Source organism: Kushneria sp. Sum13 (assembly GCF_052692355.1).
Genome location: NZ_CP199847.1, coordinates 2,735,284 through 2,754,820, shown reverse-complemented (window position 1 = coordinate 2,754,820; position 19,537 = coordinate 2,735,284). Strand labels below are relative to the sequence as shown.

Sequence of the window (19,537 nt, the reverse complement as noted above, 5' to 3'; positions counted from 1 at the left end):
GCATGGTCGGGAGTTACCTTGCGATAGGTGCATCGGAAACGATCGCTCGATATTGATGTATGAGGGAGTCTGCGCTTGATCGTTTTTCGCTACTTGATTCGTGAAATATTGACCACGATGAGTGCCGTGACCGGCATTTTGCTGCTGGTCATCATGGGCAATCGCTTTATTCGCTACTTCAGTGATGTCGCGGAGGGCGACTTTCCGGCCAGCCTTCTGGGCAGCCTGATGCTGTTTCATCTGCCCAGTTTCCTTCAGCTGATTCTGCCGCTGGCCTTCTTTCTGGGCATCCTGCTCGCCTATGGGCAGCTCTATCTCAACAGTGAAATGACGGTTCTGGCGGCCTGCGGCGTCAGCCCCGCACGCATTCTGAGCGCGTCATGCTGGCCGGCCCTGTTGATGGCCTGTGTGGTCGGCGCCTGTAGCCTGTGGCTGACGCCGGCCGGGCTGACCCAGAATGAAAAAACGCTGACCGAGCAACAGGAGAAGGCCGATTTCAGTGCGCTGACGCCCGGGCGCTTTCAAAAGCTCGGGGATCGCACCATTTATGCCGAGCGTGTCGAGCAAGGCAGCAGCCGGATGGAAAACGTCTTTATTGCCGAGCAGACCCGCAACGAGCAGGGGCAGCGGGTGGATGTGCTGACCCAGGGCAAGAGCGGCTATCAGACCACCGACCCGGACAACGACAGCCGTTTTCTGGTGCTTTCCGACGGTACCCGAGAGAGTGTCAGGCCGGGCAGCCGGGTGGCCGAGCAGCTGGTGTTCGACACCTATGCCGCCCGTCTTGAAAACGGCACTGCCCAGATGGACGTGGATGATGTCGAGCTTCAGCCCACCTGGCGACTTCTCGGGGATGACAGCGACAAGGCGCGCGCCGCCCTTCAATGGCGGATTTCGCTGGCTCTGATGGTGCCGATTCTGACCATGATTGCCCTGCCACTGTCGCGTGCCAATCCACGCCAGGGGCGCTTTGCCAAGATGATGCCGGCCATCATCCTGTATGTGGCCTACATGAGTCTGCTGCTGGCGGCGCAGGACGCCGTGAGCAGCGGCAGTCTCCCGACCAGCATTGGGCTCTGGCCCATTCACGCCGTCTTTGCCCTGATCGGGGCCTGGCTTTTGTATCGAAGCAGCCAGTATGGAGGGGCGCGCTGATGTTCAACCGGCTTGATCGCTACATCGCGCGCAATGTCCTCATGGGCATGCTGATCGTGCACCTCATTATTCTCGGGCTCGACTTCACCATCAGCTTTATCAACGACCTGGGGGATACCGAAGGCAACTACGGCACCCTGCAGGTATTAATGTATGGCGTGATTCGTCTGCCCTGGCGCTTTTATCAGTATGCGCCCGTCAGCGTTCTGATCGGCTCGCTGGTGGGGCTTGGCGCGATGGCGTCCAGCAATGAGCTGACCGTCATGCGTTCAGCCGGCTTTTCCCTGTGGCGTATTCTGATCGGGGTCATGAAGCCTTTGCTGATCGTGGTGCTGCTGGTCATGGCGGTGGGCGAATTTGCCGCCCCGCGTACCGAGATGTTTGGTCAGGCATGGCGTACCGAGCTTCAGGAAGGCAGTGCGGTGTCACGCAGTGGCGGGTGGCAGCGCGAGGGGGACAGCTTTTACCGCTTTGGCTCCATTCGCGCAGACAATACGCTGCTGGACGTCAATCGCTTCCGCTATGACGGGGAGCGGCTGGTGGAGGCCACTCATGCCTCACGCGCCGTGCTTGATGGGGAAGACTGGACGCTTGAAGATGTGGACCGGACTCTGATCCAGAAGGAGAGCACCCGCTCCGAGCATCTTGACCGTCTGAAATGGGATACCTCGCTTGACCCCGAGCTGCTGCGACTGATCATCACCGACCGCGACAGCCAGTCGATCGGGGATCTCTGGCGTTACGGAAGCTATCTCAACGAGCAGGGCATCAGTGCCAATGATACGTGGCTCTATTTCTGGCAGAAGGTGCTGCTGCCGCTGACGCTGGCCTCGCTGGTCATCATTGCGGCCTCGTTCATCTTCGGCCCGCTGAGAAGCGTCGCGGCAGGGTCGCGGGTGTTCTACGGCACGGTGGTCGGGCTGGTGTTCAAGTACGTGCAGGACCTGCTTGGCCCGGCTGCAACCATCTTCGGGTTCTCGCCGATCTGGGCCATCGTGGTGCCCATGGGCGCGTGTTTCGCTCTCGGGTTCTGGCTGTTGCGCCGCGCCGGCTGACCCGCCTGATGCATTCCCGCCTTTGACCTGCGCCCTGAAGTGATGACTTCGGGGCGTTTTTACAGGTCACTTCCGTTGGCGCTGAAGACGCTTTCGGCCCCTGCCTGTTGGACCAATATCCGTTTGTTGTGCTGTCCCGGCAGTGCCAGAGTAGAAGGTGTCGAGAGGTTCTTTCATCGACCGCTACCCTGATTTTCTGGAGGTGGACAATGCAGTACGCCAGACCCGGCAGTTCGGATGCCCTCGTACGTTTTCGCGAGCAGTACGACAACTTCATTGGCGGTGAGTGGTGCGCGCCGGCCGATGGCCGCTATATGGATAACGTAACGCCGGTCACCGGTGACGTCTTCTGCCGGGTGCCGCGCTCCGGCCCGGAAGACATCGATCGCGCCGTAAAGGCCGCTCGGAAGGCCGCGCCCGGCTGGGCGGCCACGGCGCCTGCAGAACGCGCCGGCATCCTGCTCAAAATCGCTGACCGCATCGAGGAGAATCTCGAGATGCTGGCCGTGGCGGAAACCTGGGACAACGGCAAGCCGATCCGGGAGTGTCTGGCGGCCGATATTCCGCTGCTGGCGGATCACTTTCGCTACTTTGCCGGCTGTATCCGGGCGCAGGAAGGCGGCATCAGTGAGATCGACAGCCAGACAGTGGCCTATCACTATCACGAACCCTATGGCGTCGTCGGTCAGATCATTCCCTGGAACTTTCCACTGTTGATGGCCGGCTGGAAACTGGCGCCGGCGCTGGTGGCCGGCAACTGCTGCGTGCTCAAGCCTGCCGAGCAGACCCCGGCCTCCATCTGCGTGCTGCTGGAGCTGATCCAGGATCTGCTGCCGCCGGGCGTTTTGAACGTGGTGCAGGGTATCGGGGAAGAGGCCGGCGAGGCGCTGGCGACCCATTCGGGTATTCAGAAGATTGCCTTTACCGGCTCCACGCCCGTGGGCAGCCATATCATGTCCCGGGCCGCCGAGCGCATTATCCCGGCCACACTGGAACTCGGTGGCAAGTCACCCAACATCTACTTCGAGGATGTGCTCGATCACGGCGATGCCTATATCGACAAGTGCGTCGAAGGTCTGATGATGACCTTTCTCAACCAGGGCGAGGTCTGCACCTGTCCGTCCCGTGCGCTGATTCATGAGTCGGTGTACGACACGCTGATGACGCGAGCCGTAGAGCGGGCCAAACGGTTGAGGTCGGGCAATCCGCTGGATACCGAGACCGAGATGGGGGCTCAGGTCTCCAAAGAGCAGTTCGACAAGATTCTCTCCTATATGGAGATCGGCCGTGATGAAGGCGCCGAGCTGTTGCTGGGCGGTGAGCAGGCCTCTGTCGATCAGGACTATGCCAACGGTTTCTATGTACAGCCCACGATTTTCAAGGGCCGCAATGACATGCGCATCTTTCAGGAGGAAATTTTTGGGCCGACGCTGTCCGTGACCACCTTCAAGACCGAGGAAGAGGCGCTGGCGATTGCCAATGACACCGAGTTCGGGCTGGGCGCGGGCGTGTGGACGCGAGACATGAACCGTGCCTATCGCATGGGTCGGGCCATTCAGGCCGGCCGCGTGTGGACCAACTGTTATCACCAGTATCCGGCGCATGCCGCGTTTGGCGGCTACAAGAAGTCCGGTATCGGTCGTGAAACCCATCTGGCCATGCTGGGGAGCTATCAGCAGCTCAAGTGCCAGCTGATCTCCTACAGCGATGGCCCGGTCGGGTTCTACTGAATACGATCCTGAGGTATCAGAGAGCGACTTCGGTCGCTCTTTTTTTATGCCGCCATCACCTTTGAGGTTGACGCGAATGAAAATGTTTCGCATATTGCGCCAATGCAATCTCTTATGAGAATCATTTGTATTCTCTTGTGGCGGAGGTCTCCATGTTTGTATGCATGTGCAAGAAGGTCACGGACGGGCAGTTGAAGCAGGCAGTGGCGCTGGGTGCCTCGAGCTGGGAAGACGTTTCCCGCATGACCCGATGTGCCACCCAGTGCGGTAAATGCACCTGTCTGGCACAGGAAATCGTCGATGAAGCCCTTCTCGAGCGACATGTCTCACAGCACATTCCGGCCCGCTACTTTGAAGAGCTTGCCTACGCTGCACGCTAAGGGCAGTGCCTGCCTGAAAGGGACTGGTTTTTAACTGCTAACCGTTTGAATTGTCTTATGATAATGGCTCGCATTGAGCCTTTTTTTATGCCTGTGTGGTCGAAATTCCCGCGCGTTTGGAGGATACTGCCTCCACAGGCGGACGCAGGATTCGGCGACCGCCATGACCACTGATGGCGGAGAAGCACATGAAAGGCGATCCTCAGGTTATCGAGCACCTCAACAAAATCCTTGGCAACGAGCTCATTGCCATCAACCAGTACTTCCTGCATGCCCGCATGTATCGCAACTGGGGCCTGCACGGTCTGGGCGACTGGGAATACAAGGAATCCATCGAAGAGATGCAGCACGCCGATATTCTGATCGAGCGCATTCTGTTTCTTGATGGCCTGCCCAATCTGCAGGATCTGGGCAAGCTGCACATCGGCGAGCACGTTCAGGAAATGCTGGAATGCGATCTGCGCATCGAGCACGACGGTCGTGATGATCTGATCAAGGCCATTCGCCACTGCGAATCCGTCGCCGATTATCCGAGCAGCGAAATGCTCAAGAAGATTCTGGCTGAAGAAGAAGAGCACATCGATATCATCGAAACCGAGCTTCATCTGCTTGAGCAGGTCGGTCTGGAGAATTACAAGCAGCGCCAGATGCGTCCGGCCAACGAGCGTGAAGAGGGCGAAACGGCGACCTGATCCGGTCGTTGCCTCGCATACGCATGACAGCGGGCCGCCCCATGGGGTGGCCCGCTGTCATTTGGGGGCTTGAGCTGACAGTCGCTAGAAGTGTCGGATCAGCGAAAAGCGGGCCACCGGCTCACCGTCGATCTCGACGTTTTCACGAAACATCGCCAGCGGCCTAACCCAGAGGCCGAACTCGCCGTAGAGCGCGCGATAGACCACCAGCGGCTCTTCGGTCTCGCTGTGATGCGCCACCCCTAGCACCTCGTAATCGCTGCCCTTGTAGTGTCGATAGACGCCGGGGGTCACGGCGTGTTCGTTTTCTCGTTTCATGCAGGCTCCTGAGCGGTAGGTTCAGCATCATCATCGGCGCTGTCGGACTCGAGACCGGTCCGGATCAGACGCTCAATGGCGTGGCTTACGGCGGCAAAGCCAAAGGCGCCGGTCACGAAGGTGGCAGAGCCATAGCCGGCGCTGCACCCGAGTTTCAGGGTCTCCCCATCGTTTGGTCGGGTATTGCACACCTCACCGGCGCCATCCGGGTAGCGGCGCTGTTCGGGAGAGTAGACGCAGGCCACCGAAAACCGGCGCTTCGGGTTGCGGCTAAAGCCATATTCCCGTCGCAGCCGGCTGCGTACCTTCGAGAGCAGCGGGTCGTGCTCGGTGCGAGTGAGATCTGCCGTCATGATGCGGGTCGGGTCGGTCAGGCCGCCGGCGCCACCGGTGACGGTCAGGCCAATTTTGCGGCGTTTGCAGTGGTTGATCAGGGCACACTTGGCGCCCACGTGATCAATGGCATCGATCACGTGATCGGTATCTTCCGGCAGCATGCGCTCGATGTTGTCCGGCGTGATAAAGCCCGAGATGGCCTCGACCTGCACCCACGGGTTGATCAAGCGACAGCGTTCGGCCATCACCTCGACCTTCGGGCGGCCAATGGTGCCATCAAGGGCATGCAGCTGGCGGTTGATGTTGGTCGTGCAGACATCGTCCAGGTCGATCAGGCTGATGCGCTCAAACCCTGAGCGTGCCAGCGCCTCGACGCTCCAGCTGCCCACACCGCCGATGCCGATGACCACCACATGGGCGCGGCGCAAACGCTCGATGCCTGTGTGACCATACAAACGGCGCATGCCATCAAAGCGTGCGGCGAAATCTGCCTCGTGACGGGCAGCGTCCAGTCGCTCGGCGCTGGCTGAATCGCTCATGATGCGGCGTCTCTCCTGTCGGACGTGTCGGGCACGTTGCTCTGAGTATTGTCCTGCCACTGCACCTGATTGACCGGGCAATGGCCCGCCCAGCCGAATCGATGCATCAGTGCGGTCATGTCTTCTTCAACGGCGGCGCTCACCCTGAGCGTCTGCTCATGGGCGGGATGATAAAACTCGAGCATGACGGCGGCCAGCAGCAGCCGGCCGGCGTCGAAGTTGTCGCGAAAAAAGCGGTTATGAATGCCCTTGCCGTGTCGGGCGTCACCAATGATGGGATAGCCGCCGCGGCTCAGGTGGCGACGAATCTGATGGCGCCGCCCGGTGGTCGGCGTGACCGACATCAGCGAATAGCGACTGGTCGGATAGCGGTCGATGGCGACCGGCAGCTCGACGCTATCAAGGCGTCGGACATGGGTTTCGGCTTCCATGGCCGGCATTTCGGCCTTGGGACGCTTGCCGTCTTCCTCGCGCAGGGCCCAGTCATAGGTCGCCTGTTCGGGGCCGATGCCACGCACGATGGCAAGATAGTGTTTTTGTACCTTTTGATCCTGAAACTGATGGCCCAGCGCCGTGGCCATCTCGGGCGTCAGGGCAAAGATCATCGCGCCCGAGGTTGGGCGGTCCAGCCGATGCGCCGGATAGACATGCTGGCCCAGCTGGTTGCGCAGTGCCTGCAGCATGATGATCGGTGCGTGCCGGTCCAGCGCGCTGCGGTGTACCAGCGCGCCGGAAGGCTTGTGGACGATCACCAGGTGATCATCACGATAAATAACGGGGATGGGCGTGGTCATTGAAACGTCGTGGTCGGGCATCAGGCGCTATTGTCGGCAATTGGGTGTCCCGATGTACAGGGGCAGGATGGCGCAGGGAAAGGACTCTGCTAAAATCCCTGCGCCATCGACGTTGCCCCGTCGGCGCTCTTTGGGGTGACATTGCCCGGGCGGCATCTTCATGAGGAAAGACACATGGCTCACCTGGTCGTTCTCACTGGCGCCGGCATCAGCGCTGAAAGCGGTATCAAAACCTTCCGCGATGGCGACGGCCTCTGGGAGAATCATCACGTCGAGGATGTGGCCACGCCGGAGGGCTGGGCACGCGACCCTCACACCGTGCTGCGCTTTTACAACGAGCGCCGCGCTCAGGTGCGGGCGGCATCTCCCAATGCCGCTCATCTGGCGCTGGCCGAGCTCGAAAAACACTTCCGGGTCAGCATCATTACCCAGAACATTGATGATCTGCACGAGCGTGCTGGTTCGCGCGATGTGCTGCACCTGCACGGCGAGCTTTTAAAGGCGCGCTCCAGCCGCGATTCAAGGCTGGTCTATCGACTCGATGGCGACGAGACGATCGAGATGGGGGACTGCTGTGACAGCGGCGCTCAGCTGCGCCCCCATGTGGTCTGGTTTGGTGAAAACGTGCCCCTTTATGCCACCGCCTGCGATCTCGTGGCGGATGCCGATCTTTTGCTGATTGTGGGCACTTCGCTTGCCGTGACGCCGGCCTCGATGCTGATGGACGAAGCGCCCCTGGCGGCTCCGCGTGTACTGGTCGATCCCGGTGCCCGCGAGCTGGCAGGCCAGGGCGTTGTGGCGCTGGCCACCAGCGCTACCGACGGGGTCTGTCGTCTGCGCGACTTCTGGTCACAACATGGCCGTCTGCTCAAGCCCGACCCTGACATGCTGCTGACTTCGTAAGGCTCTGATCGAGCCATGGGAGACGGCGGTTTATCACGAGCGCTTTCCATCAATGGACAAGTGCATCCTGTCATCGCTACCAGATTGATACCTTCATGTTTGAGCAGATCAACCGATTCTTCCCGCTGTGGGCACTGGGCTCCGCCCTGCTGGCAGCATTTTTCCCTGACGCGCTGGCCTCTCTCAAGGGCTGGGTGCCACCGCTTCTGGCCCTGATCATGTTCACGATGGGGCTGACGCTGTCGCGTCACGACTTTGCCCGGGTGGCGCGCTCGCCGCGTGCGGTCATGATCGGGATTGGCCTGCAGTATCTTCTGATGCCTGCGGCTGCCTTTGCCATCTCGCATCTTCTGGGACTTTCCCCCGAACTGGCTGTCGGCATGATGCTGGTCGGGGCCACCTCGGGCGGCACGGCTTCCAACGTCATGACCTGGCTTGCCGGCGGCAATGTGGCGCTGTCGATCAGCATGACGCTGATCTCGACGCTGTTATCGATTGTCATGACACCGCTGCTGGTCTGGCTCTGGATGGGTGCAAGCATCGATGTGCCGGTCGGGGGCATGCTCTGGAGCATCGCCAAACTCGTGATCGTGCCGATTGTGCTGGGGACGGTGGTGCATCACTTCATGGCCACGACCATCCGGCGCATTGAGCCGGCACTGGCGACCATTGCCATGGCCGCGATCGTGATGATCATTGCCATTGTGGTAGCGCTCAACGCCGGACGTCTGGCCACTCTTGGCCCCGTCATTGCGCTGGCGGTGGTACTGCATAACGGTTGCGGATTGATCGGTGGTTTCTGGCTGTCGCGGCTGGCAGGGCTCAACGATCGGGACTGCCGGGCCGTGGCGATCGAGGTGGGCATGCAGAACTCGGGGCTGGCCGTATCGCTGGCCACCAACTTCTTCCCGGCGGCTGCGGCATTGCCCGGCGCGCTCTTTTCGGTCTGGCACAACATTTCCGGGTCCCTGCTGGCGGGCTACTGGAAAAAGCGGCCCGCCGCGTTGGCGCTGGATGAGCAAAAGACATCATGAGCGGCGGTCATGACCCCGAGGCGCCGCGCAAGCCGTTCAACGCGCGCGGCAGCCTGGTCAGGCGCTGTGACAGCTGTCGCATGCCGGGGCTGCACTGCATCTGTGACTATCGTCTGCAGGTGACCACCCGGGCACGGTTCTGGCTGGTCACCCATCGCATCGAACACTACAAACCGACCAATACCGGACGTTTGATCGGTGACTGTATCGCCGATACCCGAGTCTTTGAGTGGTCGCGTACCGAGCCGGACCCGGCCCTTTTGGCCGCACTTGCCGACCCGCGCTTTGCGCCCTGTCTGGTCTTTCCCGACGACCAGGAGGACTATCGCCACCGGGTGGTAGACATGGCACACGCCTGTGACACATCGCGCATTCCGGTCTTTATCCTGCTTGATGGGACCTGGCGACAGGCGCGGCGGATGTTTCGCAAGAGCGACTATCTTGCCGAGCTACCCATCGTGGCCCTGCATACCGATCGTCTTACCCGTTATCGGCTGAGAAAGCCGGCCAGTCCCGAGCATCTGTGTACGGCCGAGGTGGCCGCCGAACTGCTGCGCCATTCGGGCGACGAGCAGGGCGCTCAGGTACTCGATGACTACTTTACGGTGTTCAACGAACAGTACGCCGCGGCCCGCCGCGATGCCGGCACGCCTCATCAGTCCGAGGCTGCACAGCGACTGCTGGAAAAGCGGCGCGCGCACACGAGCTGAGCCGTCTATTCTTGGAGCGCATGTTCATGACAGGAGCGGTGATATGACTCTGGGAATTCTGGCTACCATTGATGCCAAATCAGGTGAAGAAGCACTCGTCGAGGCCGAGCTGACCAGGGTAGTGGCGCCGTCCAGAGACGAGGAAGGATGCCTTTTGTACACCCTGACGCGCGACAGCGAGCGGCCGACGCGCTTTATCATGGTCGAGCAGTGGCGTGACCGCGCCGCCCTTGATGCCCATATTGCTACCGAGCACTACAAGCAAATGGCGCAGACGCTTGAAAACGCCATCGAGCAGATGGAAGTGCGCGAGTATGACGTCCTGACCTGATGTTCCAGGATTGATCGGACCCTCGAGCGCCGTGACCCTGTCACGGCGCTTTTTTTATCCCGGTATTTTTTTACCCCTGAACTTTTTTTATCAGGACACTTTCCTGATCAGCCAAACAGCTGCCCGGCAATGCGCAGCCCGGCAATCCAGGTCGCCGCCGCGGAACCCACGGTGGACAGCAAAAACACCAGCAGCGTACGGGCTACTCGATTGCGCCACCAGCCACGCCAGTGGCTGACGTCGGCTCTGAGGGTGGAGAAATCGCCCACCGTGGGTTTTTTCATGTAGAGCTCAACACCTGCGGTGACAAAGCCCACGCCGATGGTCGGATTCAGCGAGGTCAGAGGCGCTGCCACAAAGGCGGCCAGTATGGTCAGTGGATGAGCCAGTGCGATGAGTGCACCCAGCGCGGACAGCGTTGAGTTGATCAACACCCACTCAAGGACCAGTGACCAGCCAAGCCCCGTGTCGCGGCTAAAGCCCACGGCGAAGCCTGCCACCACCAGCGCCACGATCAGCCAGGGCAGCAGCTTTAATAAACGTCCCGACGGCGCGACGGTATCGAGTGTCTGCCGCTCGTCGGTGACGGCCGCCGGAGCAGGGGGCTTGGCATCGAGCGCGCGTAGATGGGCGCCCATGCCCTTGAGATGGCCGGCACCGATCACCACCAGCACGCGACTGGGTCGGTCAGCAGGCAGGGACTCGACCAGCTTCAGTGCCATATAGCGGTCGCGTTCCTCGACCAGCGGGGTATAGAGCTGCCGGGATTGCTGCGCGAACTCGGCGAAGGTGGCCTCCAGCACGTCGCCTTCCTTGAGCCGCTCGATCTCTTCGCTGGACACCTTCTGACGTGACAGCACGCTGCCGACCAGCCCCGACACCAGCGTCATGCGCTTGTACCACGGCACGTTGCGGTAAACGCGCTTGAGCGTCACCCCGATATCGCGGTCCACCAGATAAAGCGGCAGGCCCCGATTTTGCGCCCCTTCGACGGCGGCCTTCATGTCGGCGCCCGGCTCGATGCCGGACTGTTCGGCCACGCGCTGTTGAAAGGCGCCCAGCGCCAGGCTTGCAGCGACCATGCCGGCCTTGCCCTGGCGCAGCACCTCAAAGAGATTCAGTCGGGCAATGGCATCAGGGTCGACCAGGCTTTGATGGCGTGACGCGCAAAGCTCGATGGCCACGGCGTCAAAATCGCCTGACTGAATCAGGTCGCGGACTTCTTCGGCGCTTTCAGGAGAAACGTGGGCGGTGCCCACAAGGGTCAAATGATGATCACCGACATCGAGGGTATCGCGCGGACCCTGTCCTTGGTTGGGCATGGTGGCTCACAGGCTGGTGTCAATGAATGGCGGTACCAGGTGCCGCCAACAGGAGATGGCGTATTATCGCTGAAGCCCGGGCGATGAACAAAAAGCGGTCCTGAATGGCTGGAACGATCAGGGCTCGCTAGAGTGACAAAAAGGTTTCGACGGGAGCCGGGGCATGGCATATCGACTGGCGGCCGATGGGGTGCTGGTCCTGCATCTGGCCTTTATTGCCTGGGTGGTGTTCGGGGCGCTGGTGGTACTGCGGTGCCCACGCCTGGCTGCGCTGCATGTGCCGGCGCTTGGCTGGGCCGTGGCGCTGGAGCTCAACGGTTGGCGCTGCCCGCTGACGCCGCTGGAAAACCTGCTGCGAGCGCGGGCCGGCCAGGCGGGGTTCGAGGGCGGTTTTATCGAGCACTATCTGCTCGGTGTGATCTACCCGGCCGGCCTGACACCGACGATACAGCTGTGGCTGGGCCTTGGGGCGCTGTTGATCAATCTGCCGCCTTACGCATGGCTGGCATGCAGGCGGTGGCGGCAGCGATCAAGGAGGCATCGATAAAGGCAAGCAGGCAGTGGCTAGAAAAAGCTCAGGCCAACCTGAAAAAGGCGCTCAACTTCCTTGAGTCGGCGCTTGTCGACCACAAAGAGGATGACGTGGTCATCGGTCTGAATGGTGATGTCGCGGTGGGCGATCATGACGTCGCGGCCGCGCACGATGGCCCCGATGCTGACCCCTTCGGGGAGCTTGACCTCGCCGATGGTGCGCCCGACCACGCGCGAGGAGCGCGAATCGCCGTGGGCGATCGCCTCGATCGCTTCGGCCGCCCCACGGCGCAGGGAGTGGACATTGACGATGTCGCCGCGGCGCACGTGGGTCAACAGCCCGCCGATGGTGGCCTGCTGCGGCGAGATGGCGATGTCGATCTCGCCGCCCTGAACCAGATCCACATAGGCTGGATTGTTGATCAGGGTCAGCACCTTTTTGGCACCGAGGCGCTTGGCCAGCATCGATGACATGACGTTGACCTCGTCATCGTTGGTCAGCGCACAGAAGATGTCGCACTCCTCGATGTTCTCCTCGAGCAGCAGTCGCTTGCTGGTGGCGCTGCCGTGCAGCACCACGGTGCGCTTCAAGTGCTCCGAAAGCTGGGTGCAGCGCTCCAGATTCTGCTCGAGAATCTTGACCTGATAGTCCTGCTCCAGGGTCTCGGCCAGACGCTCGCCGATGTTGCCGCCGCCACCGATCATGACCCGCCGAAAGCCCCGGTCCACGCGCCTGAGCTCGCCCATGACGGTGCGAATGTCCTTGCGCGCGGCGATGAAAAACACCTCGTCATCGGCCTCGATGACGGTATTGCCGCGCGGCATGATCGGCCGATTGCGGCGATAGATCGCGGCCACCCGGGTGTCGACATTGGGCATGTGGCGGCGCAAAAACGCCAGCTCCTGGCCCACCAGCGGGCCGCCATAGTAGGCCTTGACCGCCACCAGCTGCGCCAGCCCATTGGCGAAGTCCAGCACCTGCAGGGCACCGGGATATTCGATCAGACGACGGATGTGGTTGGTCACCACCTGCTCGGGGCTGATCAGGACATCGATCGGAATGGCGTCCTGGGAAAACAGCCCCTTGCTGGTCAGATACTGGGTCGCGCGCACCCGGGCAATCTTGGTGGGCGTGCTGAACAGCGTATGCGCCACCTGACAGGCCATCATGTTGACCTCATCGGAGTTGGTCACGGCAATCAGCATGTCGGCGTCTTCGGCACCGGCCTCCTTCAGGGTGGCGGGGTAGGAGCACACGCCCTGCACGGTTCTCAGGTCGAGACGTGTGCTCAAATCGCGCAGGCGAACGCTGTCAACATCCACCACGGTAATGTCGTTGTCTTCATGCGCCAGATGCTCGGCCAGCGTTCCGCCTACCTGGCCGGCGCCCAGAATGATGATTTTCATGACTGTGATCCGAAGGATGGAGAAGCAAGATCAATGGCGGGGATGTTGGCACCAATCGGCGACAAGGGAAAGGGCGGGGAGGGATTGCAACAGACGGCAAAAGAAATAAAAACGGCAGCCAGGGGCTGGCTGCCGCGCGGTCATCACTCGAGGGTGAAGCCGACCTTGATGCTGACCTGCCAGTGGCCCACACGATCGTTTTCGATGTGACCGCGGGTTTCGGTGACCTGGAACCACTGCATGTTCTTGACGGACTCGCTGGCCTTGGTCAGGGCGTTTTGTACGGCTTCCTCGATGCTGGTCTCGGAAGAGCCGGTCAGCTCGATGGACTTGTAGACATGATCGCTCATGGTGTCTTTCCTTTAACGTGGCCCCTGCTGTCTTCAGGCTTCAGGGGGGTCCATTGAAGCGGTATCGACGATCGCAATACCGCAGTGTTCCAGCCGTCGATACGTGGCGGTGTCAGAATCAAACGACACCGGACGCGTCAGCGGCCAGAGAAATCGGGTGGTAAAACCGGCCCGGAGCGCATCCTCGGCCGTCCAGAGCACACAGACCTCGCGGGCCAGACCGCATACGGAAACCTCGGTGACACCGCGCTCCCTGAGCCAGCCGGTGAGCCCGGTGGAGGGACGCGTACCTTTTGGCCCCAGGTTGTCACGAAAGGCGCTGTAGCTGTCCACGCGCGGGTCGCTGCCCTTGCGAATAATGATGTCTGCCAGTGACCAGTCCAGCCGCGTATCCAGTACGGCGCCGCTGGTGGCGCGCACGCAGTGCTCCGGCCAGAGCGTTTGAGATTCGCCGTACAGCTCGATCGTATCGAAGGGCTGATGGCCCGCATGGCTGCTGGCAAAGGAAATATGGCCGGCCGGATGCCAGTCCTGAGTGGCCACGACATGGCCGTACTCATCGCTGGACATGGCGGTCTGAATGCCATCGATGATTTCATTGCCGCGGGTACAGGCAAGCGCACCGCCCGGCATGAAATCGCCCTGCATGTCGACCACGATCAGCGCGCACTGCTCAGGCGCTGGTCTTGTCCCGGGCATGTCGGTGTCACGATGTGAGTAGGCCATGGGATGTGATATATCCGGCAATCAGAATGGCTTTTAGTATCGAAGGCGCTTGCCCATCTGACAAGCACCGGCATGTGAAAGGTTGTTGCTGGCACTTGTCTGAACGGTTCGTCAGTCGGCGTGCTTTTCCAGCAGCGCGTAGAAAAAGCCGTCATGGCCATCCGGCGTTGGCATCATCTGGCGGCCTTCGCCCTCTGGCTGGCCCCAGTCGGCCGTGATGGCAACCGCTCGGGCATCCGCAGTGCGTGCCAGAAAGGCCGTGATTTGCCCGGCATTTTCTTCCGGCAGCACCGAGCAGGTGGCATAGAGCAGGCGACCGCCGGGAGCCAGACGCTGCCACTGGGCATCCAGAAGATCGCTTTGCAGCGCGACCAGCTCGTCGATGTCCTCCTCTCGACGCAGCGCCTTGATATCGGGATGGCGACGAATGACGCCGGTGCCCGAACAGGGCGCATCCAGCAAAATGCCATCAAAGGGTGTCCCGTCCCACCAGTCAGCCGTGGTGGCATCAGCGGCCACAAGCGTGCCCGAGAGCTTCAGGCGCGCCAGCGTCTCGCGCACGCGTTCAAGGCGGGTGGCATCGCTGTCCAGCGCGGTCAGCATGCTGGCGGGCGCGCACTCCAACAGATGGGCGCTCTTGCCGCCTGGCGCGCTGCAGGCATCGAGCAGGCGCAGCGGCGCTGGCCGCGCGTCAAGGCCATCCAGCAGCAGGTGAGCGGCCAGCTGTGCAGCCTCATCCTGAACGCTGACGTCGCCGTCCTGAAAGCCCGGCAGCTGTTCGACATCGCAGGGTGTCTCCAGCGTCAGGCCATCGTCACTGAACGGGCACGGTCTGGCCGCAAGGCCGGCACCTTCGAGACGCTCGAGCCAGTCCGCCCGGGAGTGATGACGCTGATTGACGCGCAGCGTCATGGGACCGGGCACGTTGTTGGCGGCCGTGATGTCATGCCACTGGTCGGGCCAGGCCTGTTCAAGCCGGGTCAGAAGCCACTGAGGATGCCAGTGCGCTGCCGACGGTGTTTCTTCAACGGCTGCCAGCAGCGCATCACGCTCGCGGTCGGCGCGACGCAGGCAGCCGTTGATGACCCGGGTGGCCCATTCCTTGTTCAATTCGCGCGCACCGCCGGCGGTTTCCCCCACGGCGGCGTGGGTCGGAATGCGCATGTGATAGAGCTGATACAGCCCGATCAGCAACAGGGCGTGAACGTCCTGATCACGCTGCTTGAAGGCCGATTTCAGAAGTTTTTCGGCGATGGCCTCAAGCTGCGGCAGGGCGCGACAGACACCAAAGCACAGCGCCCGGTAAAGCCCCTGGTCTCGCGGTGCGACGCCTTCAGGGACATCGCTTGTGAGTGCACCGCGCTGGTTCAGCACCGGTGCCAGCGCCAGGGCGGCATGCGCACGCACACTCATGGTGCGTTTGGGCTTTTGAGCGCGTTGACGGGTCATTGATCTGCTCCCAGCAGCGTGCCGGCAACGAAGTGATCGCGCCGACTATTGAGAAGTTCATGGGCCGACAGCATTTTGCCGCCCGGCAATTGGGCGTGGGTAATGCGCAGTACGCCATCGCCACAGGCCACGCACAGGGCATCCGAGGGGCCGTCGAGCAGCTGTCCCGGCGCGGCGTCGAGCTCACTGCCCTGAGCCACACGCGCTTCGGCCTGCCAGAGTCGCAGCGTATCGCCTCCCAGCGTGGTCCAGGCCACCGGGAAGGGATTGAACGCTCGAACACGCTGTGCCAGCACCGTGGCGCTCTGGTGGAAGTCGAGTCGGGCCTCGGCCTTGCTTAGCTTGGCGGCGTAGGTGACGCCTTCGGCAGGCTGAGGCGTTGCCGTCAGCTGATGATCACTCAGGCGATCAAGCGCCTCGATCAGGGCGCTGGCACCCATCTCGGCCAGTTGATCATGCAGCATGGCGGCGGTGGTCGTGCCCTCGATGGGCGTCCGGGCCGTGAGCAGCATATCGCCGGTATCAAGGCCCTCATCCATGGCCATGATGGTCACACCGCTTTCGCGATCGCCGGCCTCGATGGCGCGCTGAATCGGCGCGGCGCCGCGCCAGCGCGGCAGCAGGGAGGCATGAACGTTGATGGCGCCCAGACGGGGAATGTCGAGCACGGCGCGCGGCAGGATCAGTCCGTAGGCCACCACCACGAGCAGATCGATGTCGGCATCGATCAGCGGGGCATGGGTGTCAGGGGTTTTCAGCTTCTCGGGCTGATGCACGGCAAGACCGTGTTCCAGCGCCAGTGCCTTGACCGGTGACGGGGTCAGGCGACGCCCGCGGCCGGCAGGCCGATCCGGCTGGGTATAGACACAGATGACCTCATGGCGGCTGGCCAGCAGGGCGCGAAGATGTTCGGCGGCAAAGTCCGGAGTGCCTGCAAAGGCGATGCGAAGAGGGCTGGGCATGGCGTGGTCCTGAAAAACGTCAGCGCCCCTGGCCGGGGCGCTGATAAAAAGGAAGGGCGGTCAGTGCTAATCCGGGAACGGCGTCAGGACGCCGCCTTCTGGCGCTTGATCATCTTCTTTTTCACGCGATCCCGCTTGAGCGGCGAGAGGTAATCCACGAACAGCACCCCTTCCAGATGATCCACTTCGTGCTGGATGCAGTGGGCAAGCAGTCCATCGGCTTCAAGCTCATAGGATTTGCCGTTGCGATCCTGGGCCTTGAGATGCACCCGCAGGGCGCGAGGCACTTCGGCGTAGTATTCCGGAATCGACAGGCAGCCTTCCTGCAGCGGCTCACGCTCATCGCCAAGCAGGGTCACTTCCGGGTTGACCAGCGCCAGCGGCTGATTTTTCTCTTCGCTGACATCCATCACGATCACGCGGCGATGCACATCCACCTGTGTGGCAGCAAGGCCGATCCCCGGGGCGTCATACATGGTTTCAAACATGTCATCGATCAGACGACGTACCTCATCGTCGACCTGGTCCACGGGCTGGGCAACGGTGCGCAGGCGTTCATCGGGATATTCAAGAATCGTCAGTAGAGCCATGTTCGTATCTGTTGTGGGGTCGCCAGCTGCCGGCTTCGATCATGTCAGGTCAAGAAAGCCGGGGTGACGGCCGTAAATGCATGAATGGATTCACTCCGTATGGTGCCTATTGTAGTGCGCAGGCGTTGGCAACGGAACCGACAGCAGAGCGAAGATGACATGAAACGCCAGAGGACGAACGCCAGACGCCGCCGGACCGGACCGGGATGGCGGCCCATGATGCTGATGGCGGCCACGGTGAGCGCCCTGATGGGCCTGCCGTGTGGCGCCGGTGCTGCTTCGGTGGGTGATCAGGACAGCGTTGTGACCCTGTCGCCGCGGCTGCGCTTTTTGCCGCTGGACGAGCAGCGTGAGCCCGTGGACATTTCGGCCCGGGCGCAGGCGCTGATGAACTATCGCATTGTCGAAAGCGACATGGCGACGTCACGGCCCTATGTCGTCAGCGGCAGTGAAGGGCGGTTGATCAGCGGTGCCGGTGATCAGATTCTGGCGCGCCATGTTCAGGGGCAGCCGGGTCAGCGTTTTGGTATCTACACGCCGGGGACCGTGCTGCACGATGAGCAGGGCAACACGCTGGGTCAGGTCATGATCCGTCAGGGCGTGGCACGTCTTGAGCGTTCGGGCACGCCGCTGTCGACGCTGACCATCGAGCAGAGCCCGCGTGAAGTGAGTGCCGGAGCAATGCTCATGGCACTCGATGGCTGGACACCGCCGAGGCAGCTGATACCACAGGTCGCGCCGGACGGCATTCAGGGGCGGATCGTTGATCGCCCCGGCGCCGGACGCATCGTGGGGCTTCGCGACATTGTGGTGATCGACCTGGGGCGTCATCAGGTCACGCCCGGCATGCGCCTTCGTGTACAGGGCGAATCCGAGGGCGTTACCGATCCGGTGACCGGGGAGACGCTGACGCTTGAAGGCGGCGTGCTGGGAGAGCTGATGATCGTGCGTACGTTCGAACAGACCAGTCTTGCACTGGTGACCCGGGCCGGGCTGCCCATGGCCACGGGAGATCGGCTGGGAGCGCCTCTTGATGACTGAGATTACGAAGCCCTCGATGCCTCGTCATTGGCTGGCGCTGTCGATGCTGCCTCGCGTGGGCGCCAAACGCCTCATGGCCCTCCGGCAGGCAGCGCCTGGCTGGCCCGAGGGTTGGCTGGCTCGCCTGCCCTCGGAGGCGGCGCAGATGATGCGTCACTACCTTCAAATGCCCGGCCAGGGTTCCCTTCATGCGCAGGTAGAAGCTGCCATGGCGTGGCTGGAACAGAGCCCGCAGCATCACCTGCTGACGCCGGAGCATCCCGCCTGGCCGGCCATGCTCGATGAATTGCCGGACCCGCCGCCGGTGCTTTGGGCATGGGGCGCGCTTGAAGCGCTGTCACTGCCGGCGCTTGCGGTGGTAGGCACGCGCCGGCCCACGCGTGAGGGACAGGACAATGCCTGGCGATTTGCACGTGACATGGCAGGTGCCGGCTATGGTGTTGTCAGCGGGCTGGCGCTGGGGGTGGACGGCTGCGCTCATCACGGTGCACTGGAAGCCCGTGGCGCCACTGTTGCGGTGCTGGGATGCGGGGTCGATGTGCTTTATCCGCGGACTCATGCCCGCCTGCGCCAGCAGTTGCTGGACCAGGGCGGTCTGCTGCTGTCCGAACATCCGCCCGGCACGCGTGCGCATCCGCAGCACTTCCCAAGGCGTAACCGCATCATTACCGGGCTGTCGCTGGGGGTACTGGTGGTCGAGGCGGCCATGGCCAGTGGTTCCCTGGTCAGCGCCCGGCTTGCCATGGAGCAGAACCGGGAGGTGTTTGCGCTGCCGGGCTCTGTGCATAACCCGCAGGCGCGTGGCTGCCTGTGGCTGATTCGTGAAGGCGCCCGACTGGTGACGAGTCTTGAAGAGATCCTTCAGGAGCTACCCGAACGGCAGTGGGGAAGTGCCGCAGTGGCATCCGCAGTGGCGACATGTCAAAGCGGCCAGCAGGCTCCTCGTGCACCTGACGCCGCAGTGCAGGATAAACGTCCCGAGGACCCGCTCTGGCAATCGCTTGACGACACGCCCGTGCCGGTCGATGCGCTGGTCGAGCGTACCGGTGAGTCGATTGCTGCGCTGCAGTCTCGCCTTCTCATGCTGGAGCTCGACGGCTGGGCGGCGCAGGTCGCCGGTGGCTGGGTCCGCAGGCTGGCATGAGATACACTGCCCCCTGATTGGGGCAATGGTATTCACGC

Annotated in this window: 22 protein-coding genes; 12 read left to right on the top strand and 10 right to left on the bottom strand. The window is 62.1% G+C overall.

Features of this window, described 5'->3' with window-relative positions:
• The first annotated feature begins 75 nt into the window (after positions 1–75).
• From lptF to bfr, 5 genes are all read left to right on the top strand, one after another.
• Positions 76–1,155, top strand: a complete 1,080-nt coding sequence (gene lptF, locus ACUN8C_RS12825; protein WP_445619563.1) for an LPS export ABC transporter permease LptF — start codon at positions 76–78, stop codon at positions 1,153–1,155.
• Complete coding sequence (lptG, locus tag ACUN8C_RS12820; RefSeq protein WP_445621867.1) at positions 1,152–2,210, top strand: LPS export ABC transporter permease LptG; 1,059 nt, start codon at positions 1,152–1,154, stop codon at positions 2,208–2,210. Before lptF ends, lptG begins: the two co-directional genes overlap by 4 nt.
• A 209-nt stretch (positions 2,211–2,419) precedes the next feature.
• Entirely contained in the window at positions 2,420–3,940 is a 1,521-nt protein-coding gene (gene exaC / locus ACUN8C_RS12815; protein ID WP_445619562.1) for an acetaldehyde dehydrogenase ExaC, read from the top strand.
• Between the two features lie 152 nt (positions 3,941–4,092).
• Complete coding sequence (locus tag ACUN8C_RS12810) at positions 4,093–4,320, top strand: (2Fe-2S)-binding protein (RefSeq protein ID WP_445619561.1); 228 nt, start codon at positions 4,093–4,095, stop codon at positions 4,318–4,320.
• A 188-nt stretch (positions 4,321–4,508) separates the two neighbouring features.
• Positions 4,509–5,012: a bacterioferritin gene (gene bfr / locus ACUN8C_RS12805; RefSeq protein WP_108844194.1), complete on the top strand. Its 504-nt coding sequence runs from the start codon at positions 4,509–4,511 to the stop codon at positions 5,010–5,012.
• Positions 5,013–5,096: 84 nt separating this feature from the next.
• Here bfr and ACUN8C_RS12800 read toward each other — a convergent pair whose 3' ends face one another.
• Genes ACUN8C_RS12800 through ACUN8C_RS12790 form a run of 3 tightly spaced genes read right to left on the bottom strand, consistent with a single transcriptional unit; the run spans position 5,097 to position 6,999 of the window.
• Positions 5,097–5,330, bottom strand: a complete 234-nt coding sequence (locus ACUN8C_RS12800; protein ID WP_299261077.1) for a DUF1653 domain-containing protein — start codon at positions 5,328–5,330, stop codon at positions 5,097–5,099.
• Positions 5,327–6,205: a tRNA cyclic N6-threonylcarbamoyladenosine(37) synthase TcdA gene (tcdA, locus tag ACUN8C_RS12795; RefSeq protein ID WP_445619560.1), complete on the bottom strand. Its 879-nt coding sequence runs from the start codon at positions 6,203–6,205 to the stop codon at positions 5,327–5,329. Before tcdA ends, ACUN8C_RS12800 begins: the two co-directional genes overlap by 4 nt.
• Complete coding sequence (locus tag ACUN8C_RS12790) at positions 6,202–6,999, bottom strand: pseudouridine synthase (RefSeq protein WP_445619559.1); 798 nt, start codon at positions 6,997–6,999, stop codon at positions 6,202–6,204. The genes tcdA and ACUN8C_RS12790 overlap by 4 nt, the downstream gene beginning before the upstream one ends.
• 174 nt (positions 7,000–7,173) lie before the next feature.
• Between ACUN8C_RS12790 and ACUN8C_RS12785 the strand changes: the two genes are divergently transcribed.
• The 4 genes from ACUN8C_RS12785 to ACUN8C_RS12770 all read left to right on the top strand — a co-directional run bounded on the left by ACUN8C_RS12785 (position 7,174) and on the right by ACUN8C_RS12770 (position 9,977).
• Positions 7,174–7,902 (top strand): SIR2 family NAD-dependent protein deacylase, encoded by a 729-nt coding sequence (locus ACUN8C_RS12785; RefSeq protein WP_445619558.1) that lies wholly within the window; start codon positions 7,174–7,176, stop codon positions 7,900–7,902.
• 95 nt (positions 7,903–7,997) lie between these two features.
• Complete coding sequence (locus ACUN8C_RS12780) at positions 7,998–8,936, top strand: bile acid:sodium symporter family protein (protein WP_445619557.1); 939 nt, start codon at positions 7,998–8,000, stop codon at positions 8,934–8,936.
• Positions 8,933–9,646 (top strand): tRNA-uridine aminocarboxypropyltransferase, encoded by a 714-nt coding sequence (locus tag ACUN8C_RS12775; protein WP_445619556.1) that lies wholly within the window; start codon positions 8,933–8,935, stop codon positions 9,644–9,646. Before ACUN8C_RS12780 ends, ACUN8C_RS12775 begins: the two co-directional genes overlap by 4 nt.
• Positions 9,647–9,689: 43 nt before the next feature.
• Entirely contained in the window at positions 9,690–9,977 is a 288-nt protein-coding gene (locus tag ACUN8C_RS12770) for a putative quinol monooxygenase (protein WP_445619555.1), read from the top strand.
• Positions 9,978–10,084: 107 nt separating this feature from the next.
• On the opposite strand, the gene ACUN8C_RS12765 is transcribed toward ACUN8C_RS12770, so the two are convergent.
• Positions 10,085–11,299, bottom strand: a complete 1,215-nt coding sequence (locus tag ACUN8C_RS12765; RefSeq protein ID WP_445619554.1) for a TraB/GumN family protein — start codon at positions 11,297–11,299, stop codon at positions 10,085–10,087.
• A gap of 163 nt (positions 11,300–11,462) precedes the next feature.
• Between ACUN8C_RS12765 and ACUN8C_RS12760 the strand changes: the two genes are divergently transcribed.
• Positions 11,463–11,846: a DUF2784 domain-containing protein gene (locus ACUN8C_RS12760; RefSeq protein ID WP_445619553.1), complete on the top strand. Its 384-nt coding sequence runs from the start codon at positions 11,463–11,465 to the stop codon at positions 11,844–11,846.
• A gap of 17 nt (positions 11,847–11,863) precedes the next feature.
• Here the strand turns inward: ACUN8C_RS12760 and trkA are convergent, their stop codons facing one another.
• From trkA to def, 6 genes are all read right to left on the bottom strand, one after another.
• Entirely contained in the window at positions 11,864–13,246 is a 1,383-nt protein-coding gene (gene trkA / locus ACUN8C_RS12755) for a Trk system potassium transporter TrkA (RefSeq protein WP_445621866.1), read from the bottom strand.
• Positions 13,247–13,380: 134 nt separating this feature from the next.
• A complete protein-coding gene (locus ACUN8C_RS12750; RefSeq protein WP_108844154.1) occupies positions 13,381–13,587 on the bottom strand; it encodes a dodecin in 207 nt (68 codons plus the stop codon).
• Positions 13,588–13,620: 33 nt separating this feature from the next.
• A complete protein-coding gene (locus ACUN8C_RS12745) occupies positions 13,621–14,313 on the bottom strand; it encodes a nicotinamidase (protein ID WP_445619552.1) in 693 nt (230 codons plus the stop codon).
• 111 nt (positions 14,314–14,424) lie between these two features.
• Complete coding sequence (gene rsmB / locus ACUN8C_RS12740; protein WP_445619551.1) at positions 14,425–15,762, bottom strand: 16S rRNA (cytosine(967)-C(5))-methyltransferase RsmB; 1,338 nt, start codon at positions 15,760–15,762, stop codon at positions 14,425–14,427.
• Positions 15,759–16,724, bottom strand: coding sequence for a methionyl-tRNA formyltransferase (gene fmt / locus ACUN8C_RS12735; RefSeq protein ID WP_445619550.1), 966 nt, complete (start codon positions 16,722–16,724; stop codon positions 15,759–15,761). The genes rsmB and fmt overlap by 4 nt, the downstream gene beginning before the upstream one ends.
• Positions 16,725–16,807: 83 nt before the next feature.
• Entirely contained in the window at positions 16,808–17,314 is a 507-nt protein-coding gene (def, locus tag ACUN8C_RS12730) for a peptide deformylase (protein WP_445619549.1), read from the bottom strand.
• A gap of 216 nt (positions 17,315–17,530) precedes the next feature.
• Here def and ACUN8C_RS12725 point away from each other — a divergent pair, with 216 nt between their 5' ends.
• A complete protein-coding gene (locus ACUN8C_RS12725) occupies positions 17,531–18,355 on the top strand; it encodes a hypothetical protein (protein WP_445619548.1) in 825 nt (274 codons plus the stop codon).
• Positions 18,348–19,499 carry a DNA-processing protein DprA gene (dprA, locus tag ACUN8C_RS12720; protein WP_445619547.1) on the top strand — a complete coding sequence of 384 codons (1,152 nt, stop codon included), beginning with the start codon at positions 18,348–18,350 and terminating at the stop codon, positions 19,497–19,499. The genes ACUN8C_RS12725 and dprA overlap by 8 nt, the downstream gene beginning before the upstream one ends.
• Positions 19,500–19,537 lie beyond the last annotated feature (38 nt).

Coding starts and splice junctions, on each gene's coding strand:
- ACUN8C_RS12810 (WP_445619561.1), top strand. CDS start 4,093: ATGTTTGTATGCATGTGCAAGAAGGTCACGGACGGGCAGTTGAAGCAG.
- ACUN8C_RS12725 (WP_445619548.1), top strand. CDS start 17,531: ATGATGCTGATGGCGGCCACGGTGAGCGCCCTGATGGGCCTGCCGTGT.
- dprA (WP_445619547.1), top strand. CDS start 18,348: ATGACTGAGATTACGAAGCCCTCGATGCCTCGTCATTGGCTGGCGCTG.
- ACUN8C_RS12800 (WP_299261077.1), bottom strand. CDS start 5,330: ATGAAACGAGAAAACGAACACGCCGTGACCCCCGGCGTCTATCGACAC.
- rsmB (WP_445619551.1), bottom strand. CDS start 15,762: ATGACCCGTCAACGCGCTCAAAAGCCCAAACGCACCATGAGTGTGCGT.
- ACUN8C_RS12790 (WP_445619559.1), bottom strand. CDS start 6,999: ATGACCACGCCCATCCCCGTTATTTATCGTGATGATCACCTGGTGATC.
- ACUN8C_RS12780 (WP_445619557.1), top strand. CDS start 7,998: ATGTTTGAGCAGATCAACCGATTCTTCCCGCTGTGGGCACTGGGCTCC.
- fmt (WP_445619550.1), bottom strand. CDS start 16,724: ATGCCCAGCCCTCTTCGCATCGCCTTTGCAGGCACTCCGGACTTTGCC.
- def (WP_445619549.1), bottom strand. CDS start 17,314: ATGGCTCTACTGACGATTCTTGAATATCCCGATGAACGCCTGCGCACC.
- ACUN8C_RS12765 (WP_445619554.1), bottom strand. CDS start 11,299: ATGCCCAACCAAGGACAGGGTCCGCGCGATACCCTCGATGTCGGTGAT.
- tcdA (WP_445619560.1), bottom strand. CDS start 6,205: ATGAGCGATTCAGCCAGCGCCGAGCGACTGGACGCTGCCCGTCACGAG.
- exaC (WP_445619562.1), top strand. CDS start 2,420: ATGCAGTACGCCAGACCCGGCAGTTCGGATGCCCTCGTACGTTTTCGC.
- ACUN8C_RS12745 (WP_445619552.1), bottom strand. CDS start 14,313: ATGGCCTACTCACATCGTGACACCGACATGCCCGGGACAAGACCAGCG.
- ACUN8C_RS12775 (WP_445619556.1), top strand. CDS start 8,933: ATGAGCGGCGGTCATGACCCCGAGGCGCCGCGCAAGCCGTTCAACGCG.
- ACUN8C_RS12785 (WP_445619558.1), top strand. CDS start 7,174: ATGGCTCACCTGGTCGTTCTCACTGGCGCCGGCATCAGCGCTGAAAGC.
- ACUN8C_RS12750 (WP_108844154.1), bottom strand. CDS start 13,587: ATGAGCGATCATGTCTACAAGTCCATCGAGCTGACCGGCTCTTCCGAG.
- ACUN8C_RS12760 (WP_445619553.1), top strand. CDS start 11,463: ATGGCATATCGACTGGCGGCCGATGGGGTGCTGGTCCTGCATCTGGCC.
- ACUN8C_RS12770 (WP_445619555.1), top strand. CDS start 9,690: ATGACTCTGGGAATTCTGGCTACCATTGATGCCAAATCAGGTGAAGAA.
- bfr (WP_108844194.1), top strand. CDS start 4,509: ATGAAAGGCGATCCTCAGGTTATCGAGCACCTCAACAAAATCCTTGGC.